Source organism: Paenibacillus sp. J31R122 (genome assembly GCF_056269185.1).
On the sequence record NZ_JBWDNM010000001.1, the window covers coordinates 203,014 to 218,425 of the forward strand.

The 15,412-nt window shown below is 48.1% G+C and carries 2 protein-coding genes; both read left to right on the top strand.

Annotated elements, in window-relative coordinates; all coding sequences use genetic code 11:
• Positions 1-518 precede the first annotated feature (518 nt).
• Entirely contained in the window at positions 519-6,746 is a 6,228-nt protein-coding gene (locus AC0YN7_RS00770; RefSeq protein WP_475808039.1) for a beta-N-acetylglucosaminidase domain-containing protein, read from the top strand.
• A gap of 478 nt (positions 6,747-7,224) precedes the next feature.
• A complete protein-coding gene (locus AC0YN7_RS00775) occupies positions 7,225-15,213 on the top strand; it encodes a beta-N-acetylglucosaminidase domain-containing protein (RefSeq protein ID WP_475808040.1) in 7,989 nt (2,662 codons plus the stop codon).
• The last annotated feature ends 199 nt before the right edge of the window (positions 15,214-15,412 follow it).

Consider the following 15,412-nt stretch of genomic DNA (forward strand, 5'->3'; position numbering starts at 1 on the left):
CGGACAGACTTTTTATAATCCAAGCTGCCCAAGATATGCGCTCGATGATTGTTGACAGAGGTAGGGTTCTGCTATATTATGGAATCAATCAAGCGATATGGATATTTGTAAATTAAATAAGCCTATTACGTGTTACCCTGAGGGCAAGACAGAAGGGGCATTAGTAAAAAGTTCACACTTTTTGCTAATGCCCCTTTTTTGTTGTGAAATATAGCCAAGCCAGGCACAACTAGTCGGCGGGAGCCCAGTTGAAGTCTCGCGATGATGGGTGAAGACCAATGTCGCTATACCAAAAATAAGGGGGGGATCATTAACTGGAATTTAAGCCCACCATGTTGTGAAAACGGTTTTTGCCTTTGTTTTGAAGGAATGAAATGAGTTCTTCCAACGCAATGCTCACGACCTTGTTCAGGCTCCAGATATTGGATCACTTTGAATTTACTCCATTTCAGTTGTCCGGAGCAACTGAAAAAAGAACAAAATGATCTTACAAGTACGATTATACGAGGAGGATTTACATGGGAATCAGGGCAAGGGGCAAAATAAATATCGCGATACTTTGCATTCTCTTATTAATGGTAAATATGTTTCAGGGAATTAAAGTGTCGGCGGAGGAAAGTGAATGGAATAATCATAATCTAGCTTTGGCTGATGCAGTAGCCTACTCGGATGTCGGGGATGGAATCAGGACGACCGATATCAACCTTGCGTTGGGGAAGCCTGTGTTCGAGAGTGGACATGACGGCAGCTTTGTAAAGGAAAATCTTGTTGACGGGAATGCAGGTACACGCTGGGCATCCAATTCGGGCAATACGTCCGAGGTGTATGCATCGTGGGTTTATATCGATATGGGACAACAATACCGTTTCAACAAGATCGAGGCGATTCTCGAAATGTACCCCACGGAGTACAAGCTGATGGTGTCCGACGACGCCGAGCAGTGGACGGAAATCGCGGTCAAGGTACGTGAGGACAGCGCCAACTATGCGGCAGGAGGAACGGACACCTTTGAGTTAGAAACGCCGGTCACAGCACGTTATGTGAAGTTTCAGGGCGTACGGCCCCGTCTGAACACGGACGGTGCTGCTTGGGTATGGGGGTACTCGCTGTATGAACTGCGCGTGTTTCAAGCACCGCTTGATGACAGCGGTTACATAGCGATCGCTAAGCAAAACATCACGGTGCCCGAGCGGATATTCAACCATTTGACTCTTCCGCTGACCGATCAAAATGGCGTTAGCATCGCATGGACGTCGAACAGCAACGCCATTTCTATCGACGGCGGAAACGCTACAGTTACAAGAGGCGAGCAGGATCAAGCAGTTACGCTTACCGCAATCTTTACGAAGAACAATGCATCGGATACGAAGGTCTACCCGGTTGTAGTAGGGGGCAAGACCAAAGGCAAATATGTCTTTTATCCAGAGGTGCACCGTTATGCTTACGGCGAAGGCGTGATGCAGCTTGCGGGAAAAACGATCAATCTTGTGATGGAAGAAGACGTCAGCGAACATACGGCAGCCAAGGCGCAAAGAATTTTCGAGGAAAGGGGCTTCACTGTTACGAAGGCAGGGCAGACCGCGTCAGTGGATGATATTGATGTTCTGATTGGCATCGATAACGACAAGGGAGCCGATTATGAGTACTTAAACGGAAAATTTGATCCGGAGGTTTCCGTGAAAAAGGATGATGGCTATGTGCTTAAGACCTCCGAATCCGACCAGGTCATCGCCATCATGGGCACTGACAATGGCGGCGCTTTTTTCGGAGTCACCACGCTCGATCAGATCTTGGAGCAGGCAGAAGGATTTTTAACCGACGTGCTGGTCGAAGATTATTCGGATATTAAATTTCGCGGCTTCATCGAAGGCTTTTACGGCACGCCATGGTCACACGAGAACCGCAAGGACCTGATGGCGTTCGGCGGCGACTTCAAGATGAATTCCTATCTGTACGGACCCAAAGACGATCCCTATCATGCAGCGCAATGGAGAGAACCGTATCCGTCCGCAAAGCTCGCTGAACTGAAAGAGCTGGTCGATAAGGGGCTGGAGACCAACGTTGAATTCGTCTGGGCAGCCCATGTCGGGGGCAAGATTAATCTCGGCTCGGAAGACGACATTCAGGCGCTTAAGAACAAGTTCGACCAGATGTATGGCATTGGCGTTCGGCAATTCGCCATTTTCTTTGATGATTCCGCGACGAACAACGATCAGCTCGTGAGCTTCATCACGCGGATCGACAGCGAATACATCAAGCCTAAGGGCGATGTCAAGCCTATTATCTTTTGCCCTCAGTATTATCGCAAGGATAACGGCAGTCAGGCAACGATCAATTATTTGCAAAGTATTAGCAAGTTCCCGAAAGATGTACAAATCATGTGGACGGGTGATGGCGTCATTTCGCCGATCAATCAGAGCGTCGTCGACTGGGTCACGCATTATATCGATAGGCCGGTCTATATCTGGTGGAACTATCCGGTGAACGATCTGGGGATGGCGGGCTATGTTCATATGGGTCCTTCTAACGGGCTTCACTCCGGCGTTAACAATATCTCAGGCCTTGCCTCGAATCCGATGAATCAGGCGCAGGCGTCCAAGGTATCGCTGTTCAGCGTTGCGGATTATACTTGGAACACCAACGAATATAATTATGAGCAAAGCTGGAAGGATTCGTTTGACTACATCATACCGGATAATCCCAAAGTGGCGAATGCACTGCGCATTTTTTCGCAGAACGCCACGGATGGCATTTACTCGTTTGAAGCGGGCGAATCGCTCTTCATGCTGCCAGAGATGAAAGCCTTTAAACAGGCGTTGGCAGGCGGAGGGGAGATTTCGGAATCTGGTGCTTCTCTGGTTCGAGTGTTCGAAGGGATTGTCAGCGCTGTGGATACGCTGAAAGCCTATCCGGGTACAAACGGCATCTCGAAAGAACTTACGCCCTGGTTGGACAAAATGAGGAAGATCGCACAGGCAAGCAGAAATGCCGTACAAGCGCTGATGGAGTTAGGTGAGATCTCTGCAGATGATTCTTCATCTATCCAGGCGGCTATGACATTGATTTCCGAGCGCAGAGCAGAGCTGAGAACAGCGTTGTCCGCATCCAAAATTATTTCGCAAAAGGAGATCGCGCCATTTACCGAGGAGATCTTGAACCTGCTGGAAACACAGCTGATGGAAAAGCTCTCCCTGCCGCCCAAAATGCGCGGTTTCGGCAGCATGACCCTTGACTACACGAAGATGATGGACGGCAATATGACAACGGCCGCGGAGACATCCACAACCTCCTACGGCGACGTTGTGTCGAAGGGTGCGTTCTTCGGCGTGAACCTGGGCAAGAAAACGCATATCGACAATGTATCCATCGTGATGGATAACACAAAATACTATAAACAGGGCGTACTTGAAGCGTCAGTGGACAACAAAAGCTGGACGGGGATTGCGGAATTCAATACGGGCGCGGTCTCTGCACAGGGACTTGACCTTTCTGCCCAATTCCTGCGTTACCGTGCAACAGATGCGTTCACCGACGAGAAAACCGGTTCGCCGAACCGCGGCCTATCGGTCAAGGAGTTTCAAGTAAACGTGGAGCAACCCGCGGCGATCTATACCAACGTGTCCGCTCTGGAGAATCGGGCGTTGACGTTTACAGGCGCTTCCGTAGCGCTGGAGAATGTTGCAGCAATCACTCTAAACCCTGGGGATTATGTCGGATTCCAATTTAACAAGCTAAAAAACACACATTCACTAAAAATTGATGCGGCTCTCAAATCTCTGACTGCTGAGTTCTCGGCGGATGGGATGAACTGGAGCGTGATGCCTTGGTCGGACTCACATATCATTGCGGCCAAATACATCCGATTGAGTAATACGTCTCAGGAGGCAAGGAACTTTGCGCTTACCGAGCTTTCGGTAAAATTCGGAGGCTCGCCATCCCTGAAGGCAATGGCTAACAATGTCGTTGTCTGGGAAGGAAACGCGTCCAATATGGTTGACGGTAATCCGTCCACGTCTTTGTGGCTCCGGCCATCCCCGAACGGAGATCGGAATTTTGTATTCGATCTGGGAAGCGAAATCCCGATTTACGACGTGCTCATTCATTCCGATACGGACATGGTAACCTCCGGTAAGATTGAATTCAGTTCTGACGGAACCACTTGGCGTGACCCGGTCACGTTCAGTAACGCGGGGAACATTAATATTATCGACTGTAAAGGTACATTAGGACGTTATGTGAAGCTCACCGACAGTAAGCAGGGTGAATGGCTTAAGGTTCATGAGGTTGAGATTAACAAAAACATCAAGGAGGATACCCTTGTTCTCTCAGGTAATTTGAGCGGCCTAGAGAAGCTGCTCGATCAGGATATTTTCAGCTATACAGATGTCGGCAAGTCAGCAGGAGAACTTACCTACAACAATATCAATACGCCGAATGCGACTAATCTGATCCTGATGAAAAACGAGGGGTCGGAAATAAAAGTGATGGTCAAAAAAGCCTCGCAGGATGACGCGGAATGGATCGAAGTTGGAAAATTTACAGATGCGTATCAGAACATCGATCTTCGCTCATATGTGCCGTTCAACGAACTCCAACTGAAGTGGGACGCGAATTCCGGCCTGCGTGTAAACGAGCTCTACGTCGGCGTAATTGAACTACCTCATTCACTTGCCAGCATTAAACTTGATCCGAAAATCGGAGCGGATAACAAAACCGTAACGGTTGATGTAGAGGGTAATTCGGGCAATGGTACTTTGCTTGACCTTACGGATGCAGAAATTATGATCACAAGTGAAAATCCGTCAGTTGCAGCTGTTGGCGCAGATGGGGTGATTACAGCGGGGTCAGAGGGCAAGGCGAGGATCTACGTAACCGCGAGGCTTGACGGCTACAGCGCTAGTGATTTCTTCTATGTGGATGTAGATGCTGTCGGAAACGTACATCTGAACCCTTATCTGAGAGAAGTGAAGCTTTCTCTAAGCAGCAACACCATTAGGGAGAATGAGCCGATCGCAGGTGCTCTAAAGGGAACGTTAAGTACAGGCGAGCAGGCTGATTTGTCAAGGGCCGCGGTTGAGTATATATTTAGCGATGACAGGTTGTCCGTTGTGGAAGGCAGCAATACGATTATTGTGAACGGTAGTATTGATAATGGTTTTAAAGCGACAGTTGCAGTAAAGGTTACTTTGGATGGGGTGACCGTTAGAAGTCGACCAGAGATGTTTTCTATTTCTGCATCCAAAGGCAATACGATCCCTCAATCGCAAATGACGGCAACGGCGACAAGCGAAGAATTGGGCAGCGAAAATAACGCAGCGTCTATGGCGATTGACGGCAATCCGCAATCATTCTGGCATACAAAGTGGAACAAAGCGGATGTTCTTCCCCAATCGATTACCTTAACCCTTGGAGAAGCCTACAATATTAATCAAGTCGCGTATTTGCCAAGGCCATCGGGCAGCAACGGAATTATTACAAACTACAATGTATACGTAAGTACGGATGGGGCGGCCTTTACAAAGGTTGCAAGCGGAACTTGGGAAAATAACAATACAGAGAAAAGTGCAACCTTTGCTTCGACAGCTGCATCCTATGTCAAACTCGAAGCAACAGAGGGCGTTGCCGGATGGGCATCGGCTGCGGAGATTAACGTCTTTGAAGTGAAACCATTCGTAAAGACCATCGTCGACTATAAATCGGTCGCCGTGGATACAAAAGTTGGTGTAATCCCCTCACTTCCTGCACAAATTGAGGCTGTATACAACGATGGATCGACAGGACTTGTTAACGTTGTATGGACTTCAATTACAGCAGACATGGTTGCGAAGGCGGGTGTGTATGCCGTTAAAGGAACTGTTGAAGGAACAACATTACAAGCAAGTGCTGTCTATAGAGTGATCGCTGATCAACAACCAAAAACGACAATAGCGGTATTGTCGGGCGCCGACAAAACCAATGCCGGCGGCTCCTTTGACTTGACTTACGGCTTGCAGCATGTGGGCGGAGCTATTTATGCCCAAGATCTGACCCTCCAATATGATCCGGAGAAAGTAGAATTCGTATTTGCGAAATCGTTGAAAGATGGATTGAAAATCGTGGAGCAGCTAGATGACAAGGCAGGTCAAGTTCGTCTGATTGTGGCAAGCATGGGCGCGGATCAGGGCGTGAATACGGATGGGGCGTTGCTGACACTGAAGTGGAACGCTAAAACATTAGAAGTAACAGAGTCGACAAGCATCACGATTGCAGGCGCGACTGTCGCTGACAGTGAGGGTATGGAACTCCAACTGGAAGACGTATTCCACCGTATCCAGATTGTTGCGGTGAAGAAGGAAGAATTAAATGCTTTGATTGACCGTTCACAAAGCGCACACGATAGCGCGGTGGAAGGCACGAAACCGCAGCAATACCCTGAAGGCTCCAAAGCCGTTCTGCAGGCTGCCATCGACAAGGCTAAAGCGGTAGCGGATAAGGCCGAAGCGTCGCAAGAGGAAGTCGATCAAGCGATTGCGGACCTGAATCAGGCGCTTCAGACCTTCATCGATTCGGTCATTCCGCGAGTGAAAGAGGATCTCAACGGGGACGGCATCGTATCCATTGGCGATCTGGCCCTTGTAGCAAGATATTACGGTAAAAACTCCGACGATTCCAACTGGGAAGCAATTAAGATTGCCGATATTAACGGAGATGGTAAAATCGATATCGCCGACCTTTCAATGATTGCAATAAAAATTTTCAATCCATAATAAGCGCAGATGGCTCGAAATGTATCATCTATTGAAGAACTAGCGTCGCATTCATATTCTCAGCGCAGCTACAGCTGATGAAGAAGCAATATCTAGTCAATGATTGTTGACAGGGGTAGGGTTCTGCTATATTATGGAATCAATCAAGCGATATGGATATTTGTAAATTAAATAAGCCTATTACGTGTTACCCTGAGGGCTAGACATAAGGGGCATTAGTAAAAAGTTAACACTTTTTGCTAATGCCCCTTTTTTGTTGTGAAAAATAGCCAAGCCAGGCACAACTAGTCGGCGGGAGCCCAGTTGAAGTCTCGCGATGATGGGTGAAGACCAATGTCGCTATACCAAAAATAAGGGGGGGATCATTAACTGAAATCTAAAATTGGATCACTTTGCATTCATTCCATTTCAGTTGTCCGGAGCAACTGAAAAAAGAACAATATGATCTTACTAGTACGTTTATACGAGGAGGATTTACATGGAAATCAGGACAAGGGGCAAAATGAATTTCGCGATACTTTGTATTCTCTTGTTAATAGTAAATATGTTCCAGGGAATTAAAGTGTCGGCGGAGGAAAATGAATCGAATAATCTTAATTTAGCTTTGGCTGATGCAGTAACCTACTCGGATGCCGGGGATGGAATCGGGACGACCGATATCAACCTTGCGTTGGGGAAGCCTGTGTTCGAGAGTGGACATGACGGCAGCTTTGTAAAGGGGAATCTTGTTGACGGGAATGCAGGTACACGCTGGGCATCCAATTCGGGCAATACTCCCGAGGTTTATGCATCGTGGATTTATATCGATATGGGACAACAATACCGTTTCAACAAGATCGAGGCGGCCCTTGAGAGGTACCCCACAGAGTACAAGCTGATGGCGTCCGACGATGCCGAGAAGTGGACGGAAATCACGACGAGGGTGCATGAGGACAGCGCCAACTATGCGGCAGGAGGAACTGACACCATTGAGTTAGAAACGCCGGTCACAGCACGCTATGTGAAGTTTCAGGGTGTACGTACCCGTCTGAATACGGATGGCACCCCGAACAAATGGGGGTACTCGCTGTATGAACTGCGCGTGTTTCAAGCACCGCTTGATGACAGCGGTTACATAGCGATCGCTAAGCAAAACATCACGGTGCCCGAGCGGATATTCAACCATTTGACTCTTCCGCTGACCGATCAAAATGGCGTTAGCATCGCATGGACGTCGAACAGCAACGCCATTGCTATCGACGGCGGAAACGCTACAGTTACAAGAGGCGAGCAGGATCAAGCCGTTACGCTTACCGCAATCTTTACGAAGAACAATGCATCGGATACGAAGGTCTACCCGGTTGTAGTAGGGGGCAAGACCAAAGGCAAATATGTCTTTTATCCAGAGGTGCACCGTTATGCTTACGGCGAAGGCGTGATGCAGCTTGCGGGAAAAACGATCAATCTGGTGATGGAAGAAGACGTCAGCGAACATACGGCAACCAAGGCGCAAAACATTTTCGAGGAAAGGGGCTTCACTGTTATGAAGGCAGGGCAAACCGCGTCAGAGGATGATATTGATGTTCTGATTGGCATCGACAACGACAAGGGAGCCGATTATGAGTACTTAAACGGAAAATTTGATCCGGAGGTTTCCGTGAAAAAGGATGATGGCTATGTGCTTAAGACCTCCGAATCCGACCAGGTCATCGCCATCATGGGCGCTGACAATGGCGGCGCTTTTTTCGGAGTCACCACGCTCGATCAGATCTTGGAGCAGGCAGAAGGCATTTTAACTGATGTGCTGGTTGAAGATTATTCGGATATTAAATTTCGCAGCTTCATCGAGGGCTTTTACGGCACGCCATGGTCACACGAGAACCGCAAGGACTTGATGGCGTTCGGCGGTGACTTCAAGATGAATTCCTATCTGTACGGACCCAAAGACGATCCCTATCATGCAGCGAAATGGAGGGAACCGTATCCGTCCGCAAAGCTCGCCGAACTGAAAGAGCTGGTCGATAAGGGGCTGGAGACCAACGTTGAATTCGTCTGGGCAGCCCATGTCGGAGGCAAGATCAATCTCGGCTCGGAAGAAGACATTCAGGCGCTCAAGAACAAGTTCGACCAGATGTACGGCATTGGCGTTCGGCAATTCGCCATTTTCTTTGATGATTCCGCGACGAATAATGATCAGCTCGTGAGCTTCATCACGCGGATCGATAGCGAATACATCAAGCCCAAGGGCGATGTCAAGCCTATTATCTTTTGCCCTCAGTATTATCGCAAGGACAGCGGCAGTCAGTCAACGATTAACTATCTGCAAAGCATTAGCAAGTTCCCGAAAGATGTACAAATCATGTGGACGGGTGATAACGTCGTTTCGCCAGTCAAGCAGAGTGTCATCGACTGGGTCACGCAATATATCAATAGACCGGTCTATATCTGGTGGAACTATCCGGTAAACGATCTGGGGCGCGCGGGTTATGTCCATATGGGTTCTTCCAAGGGGCTTTACTCTGGCGTTAATAAGATCTCGGGTTTTGCCTCAAATCCGATGAATCAGGCGCAGGCGTCCAAGGTGTCACTGTTCAGCGTTGCGGATTACACCTGGAACACTGGTGAATACGATTATGAGCAGAGCTGGCAGGATTCGTTTGACTACATCATACCGGACAATCCCAAAGTGGCGAACGCACTGCGTATTTTTTCGCAGAATGCATCGCACGGCTTGAACCCGTTTGACGCAGGCGAATCGCTCTATCTGCTGCCGCAGATAAATGTCTTTAAACAAGCGTTGGCAGGCAACGAGGATATTTCGGAACCTGGCACTTCTCTTGTTCGGGAGTTTGAAGAGATTGTCGGCGCTGTGGACACGCTGAAGGCCTATCCGGGTACAAACGGCATCTCGAAAGAACTTACGCCCTGGTTGGACAAAATGAGGAAGATCGCACAAGCAAGCAGAAACGCCGTACAAGGGCTGATGGAGTTGGGAGAGATCTCTGCGGATGATTCTGCATCCATCCAGGCGGCAATGACGGTGATTTCCGAGCGCAGAGCGGAGCTGAAAACAGCGGTGTCCGCGTCCAAGGTCGTTGCGCAAAAGGAGCTTGTGCCCTTTACCGAGGAGATCTTGAACCTGCTGGAAACACAACTGATGGAAAAGCTCTCCCTGCCGTCCAAAACACGCGGTTTCGGCAGCTCGACCCTTGACTACACGAAGATGTTGGACGGCAATATGACGACAGCTTCGGAAACCGATTCGGGCGCAGTGGTTTCAAAAGGCGCGTACTTCGGCGTGAATCTGGGCAAGAGCACGTATATCGATAATGTAACCATCGTGATGGATAACACGAAATGCTATAAACAGGGCGTACTCGAAGCGTCAGTGGACAACAGAACCTGGACGGGGATTGCAGAATTCGATACGAGCACGGTCTCGGCGCAGGGACTTGACCTTTCTGCCCAATTCCTACGTTACCGTGCAACGGATGAGTTCACCGACGAGAAAACCGGATCGCCGAACCGCGGTTTATCGGTCAAGGAGTTTCAAGTAAACGTGGAGCAACCCGCGGGGATCTATACCAACATATCCACGCTGGAGAATCGGGCGTTGACGTTTACTGGCGCTTCCGCAGCGCTGAAGAATGTAGCGGCGATCACTCTAAAACCTGGGGATTATGTTGGATTCCAATTTAATAAGCTGAAAAACGCACACACGCTGAAAATCGACGAGGGCCTTAAGTCTCTGACTGCCGAGTTCTCGGCAGATGGGGTTAACTGGAGCGTGATGCCTTGGTCGGACTCACATATCACTGCGGCAAAATACATCCGAGTGAGCAATACGTCTCAAGAGGCAAAGACTATTGAGCTTGCCGAGCTTTCGGTAAAATTCGGCGGCTCGCCGACCCTGTTGGCAACGGCTCATAATGTGTCTATATATGAAGGAAACGCGGGCAATATGGTCGACGGAAATCTGTCCACGTATTTGTGGCTCCGTCCATCCCCGAACGGAGATCGGAATTTTATATTCGATCTGGGAAGTGAAATCCCGATTTATGACATGCTCATTCATTCCGATAAGGACGTGGTAACCTCTGGTAAGATTGAATTCAGTTCCGATGGAAAAACTTGGCGTGACCCGATCACTTTCAGTAATGCGGGGAATATCAATACTATTGACTGTAAAGGGACACTGGGGCGTTATTTGAAGCTCACCGACAGCAAGCAGAATCTATGGCTTAAGGTCCATGAGATTGAGATCAATAAAAACGTCAAGGAGGACACCTTCGTTCTCTCAGGTAATCTGAGCGGCCTAGAGAAGCTTCTTGATCAGGATATTTTCAGCTATGTGGATATCGACAAGTCAGCAGGAGAACTTACCTACAACAATATCAATACGCCGAATGCGACTAATCTGATCCTGATGAAAAACGAGGGATCGGAAGTAAAACTGATGGTCAAAAAAGCCGCGCAGGCTTCCGCGGAATGGATCGAAGTTGGAAAGTTTACGGACGCGTATCAGAACATCGATCTTCGCTCATATGCGCCGTTCAGCGAACTCAAACTGAAGTGGGACGCGAATTCCGGCATGCGTTTAAACGAGCTGTACGTCGGCGAAGGAAAAATAACGGAAGAAAATATTAATCTGGCGCTGGAAAAACCCATCACCTATTCGGGCGTGGAAGGTGGAAAAGTAGGGGGGAATTGGAGGTACCCACAATTTGTAGGCGAAATGGCTGTAGACGGAGATGTGGGCACACGCTGGTCTGCCGATAAGATTGACAATCAGTGGCTGATTGTGGACTTGGGAGAAGTACAAGACGTAAGTGAAATCATCATTAACTTCCATGCTGTCTCGCCCGACTATGAAGTATTTACTTCAGTGGACGGCAATGCTTATGAAAGCGTATATAAGGAAATAAGCAACAAACAAGGCGATAAGGAAGTACGGACGATTGTATTCGACCAAAAACCGGTCAGATATATTAAATATCAACAAAATAAACAATGGAAGCATACGAACAATCAATATTACGGCTCCAGTATGTATGAATTGGAAGCTTATCAATATGAACATTTTACAGCGAACCATGTACTGAAAGCAGCCGAAGAGCAGCAGCCTACATTATCGAAGGATGGCAAGAGGCTCGTTTTACCAAAGGTTAGCGGTGATTTTAAGATCAGCTTGTACGGTTCCGACACGCAGGAAGTCATTGCGATGGACGGTACGGTTCATCAACCGCTGGTTGCTATGGATGTCAATCTGCTCTACAAGGTTGAAAATATTAACGATCCTAGCGACTTTGCGACCTCGGAAAAAGACATTAATATTGTCGTTCCCGGCCAGTATACACAAGAAAGCGGAGACAATCCTGTTCCTAAAGTGCTGCCAGGTTTACGGGAATGGAAAGGCGATACAGGCAGCTTCACGTTGACAGATCGTTCAAGGATTGTAACAGCTGACAGCTCCTTGAAGGATACCGCTCAATCGATTCAAATGTACTTCAAAAATATGCTGAACAAGGATATTGCAATTAGTGATGGAGAGGCGCAGCCAGGTGACATTGTGCTGAAATTTGATAACGCTCAGGCTATACTTGGCGAGGAAGGCTACACCCTTGACATCAATGACAAGATTATTATCGCATCTTCGACAGCTAAGGGCGCATTGTATGGCGGAATTTCGATTACCCAGATTCTTTATCAAGATAAGGATCATGCAAGCGTGCCGAAGGGCCTCGCTCGCGATTATCCGAAATACGAAGTAAGATCGGGTATGATCGATGTCGGAAGAATGTATATCCCGCTTGAATATCTTCAAGAAATGACGATTTATATGGCTTGGTTCAAGCTGAATGAAGTACAGGTTCATGTGAATGACTATTGGGGCGCTTCCGGGTATTCCGCGTTCCGTTTGGAAAGTGAAAAGTACCCGCAAATCGTGGCCAAAGATGGGTATTACAGCAAGAAAGATTATAAACAGTATCAGATCGAGATGAAACAGTATGGCATTGATGTCATTACCGAAATTGACACTCCTTATCATTCGGAAGCGTTCAGAGGAGTACCTGGAGTGAAAATGCTCGGCTCGGGATCGCTGGATATTCGGGATGAGAATACTGTCAATTTTGTGTTGGATCTGTTGGATGAGTATTTGGATGGAGAGGACCCAATCATTCAGTCCAATAAGTTCCATATTGGAACGGATGAATACGATAAGGCCTATTCGGAGCAAATGCGCGCCTATACGGACAAATTAATTAAACACGTCAACGGCAAAGGATATGAAACGAGGTTATGGGGCTCGCTCGGCACCAAAGGATTCAATGGAAAGACGCCGGTCACCAATGAAGCGACGATGAACCTGTGGGCTCCATACTGGTCCGATGTCAAGGAAACGTATGCGGCCGGCTACGATATTATTAACACTGTAGGCGGATGGCTGTATATTGTACCTGGTTCGAATGCTGGGTACCCGGACCGCATGAATTTAACGAATTTGTACGATAATTTTGATGTCAACAATTTCTTGCCGGTCAGGGGGGCGGGGAACGGAACGGCGATTATGCCGATTGCCCATCCGCAAACGAAAGGCGCCGAATTTGCTATTTGGAATGATATGACTTCGTTTGGCGGAGGATTCTCCCCGTTTGATATTTTTGATCGGATGAGATCCTCGGTAGCCATTACAGCTGAAAAGACATGGTACGGAGAAAAAACGGAAGGTCAAACCGCCGAACAATTCGTGAAGCTAGCAGAGACGTTGTACAATGCCGCCGGAGGGGCCAATCCGGGACGCTTTGTTCCATCGGACGGCGATGTGATCGCGAATTATAAGTTCGACGAGCTGAAGAATGACTTTGCCGAGGACTCGTCTCCTAACAAGTACAATGCTAAAGTTGTGAACGGCATTCTTGGAGAAGGCAGCACCGGGAATGGAATTAAATTAAATGGCGATGGCTATATTTCACTGCCGTTTGACAGCATTGGATTCCCGAACACAGTTTCATTTGATATCAATATGTCCGAAATTCCGGAGAATACCGAGCTGTTCTCAGGGAAGGATGGAAGCTTGTATGCCAATTTCAAAGGTACCGGCAAGCTTGGTTTCAAACGTGGAGAGCTGGGCATTGCCTACGAATTTTTGTTTGATTACGAGTTGCCTGCCAATGAATGGGTCAACATTGCTTTGGTGCAGGAATTGACTTACAGGACAGGGGCAAGTGACTCCAACAGCAGTAAGACGAAGCTTTATGTGAATAGAGAATACGTTGGAGAAGCAGTTAGCATAGCAGCGCCCAAAAACGGCAAACGCTACTCTTCCAGCTTTGCGCTGCCAACAGAGAAAGTAATGGATAAGGCCAAAGGCAGTATCGATAATCTGGTCATTTACAACCGGACGTTGGCGGGAGGCGAGCTGGATCAAAGAGAAAACTTGGCCCTAAATAAACCGGCAACCACATCAAGCGTTTATCCTGATAGGCCCTGGACAGGGAACAAAGCGGTTGATGGCAATGATGACAATCCGGATAGCCGCTGGGGTTCGAAACGGGCAACTGGAACAGGCTCGAACGAGGACGAAGGCGAGAATGGCACCAAGGAGCAATGGATTTCTGTCGACCTTGGCAATCTCTATTCGCTGTCCGAGGTGTACATCTCTTGGGAAGCCGCGTACGCCAAATCATTCAAACTGCAAGGCTCACTGGATGGCGTAGAGTATTTCGACATGAAAAATATTACGGAATTTACCGGCGGCAAAATTACGATCCGTGATATCGGAGATCAGCCGGTTCGTTACATCCGTGTGTATGCCATTGATCCGTTCAATGCGAACTGGGGATACTCGATCTATGAAATAAAAGCTTACGGCGAGCAGGTCTTTGACACGGTAAGCAGTGTGCTGTCTGGTCCATCTACTATTCAGCCGGGCGGGACGTTCCAACTGACCTATGGCGTCGAGCATGCGGATCGGCCGTTCACGGCCCAAGACATCATCATCCGGTATGATTCTGAATCGCTGCAATATACAGGGGCGCAGGCGCTCGCTCCGAGTATGTATTTGGTCAGTGAGCAGGAAACGGCTCCCGGTATATTGCGATTGATTATGGTGAGCTTGGGAATCGAGCATGCGATTAGTGGTGACCAGCCTAGCCTGTTGCAGCTGACTTTCCGGGCTAAGGACGTTCCGGACCATACCAATGCACGAATTGAAGTGATGCAAGCCGTTATTGGCGGTACGTCAGGCGAGGAGTATGACATCGAACCGTCCTCACACAGCATAGCGGTGCTGCGGGATAACAAGCCGGGTGATGTGAACAACGATGGCAAAATAAGCATCGGAGATTTGGCGATGATTGCGGCTCACTATGGTAAATCAAAAGGAAGCCCTGATTGGGAAATCGTGAAGAAATTTGACGTTGCCCAAGATGAAGTGATTGACATTCTGGATCTATCGTTCATTGCCCGTCTCATTTTCAATCCATAATAAGCTCAAGCAGGAATAAAGGCTCTTCGGCCATTGAAGGGCCTTTATTCAAATAAGGTAGAATAGTATCGATTCAGTAAAATTGAGCCTTTCACGCTATTCTTCCGCTATCTTCGTACGCCTTTCAAGTCCATCGTCTCGGAAGCGATGGAGTCGGACCTTGGTGTTTTTTTAACCTTTAAGTAACTATATAACAATT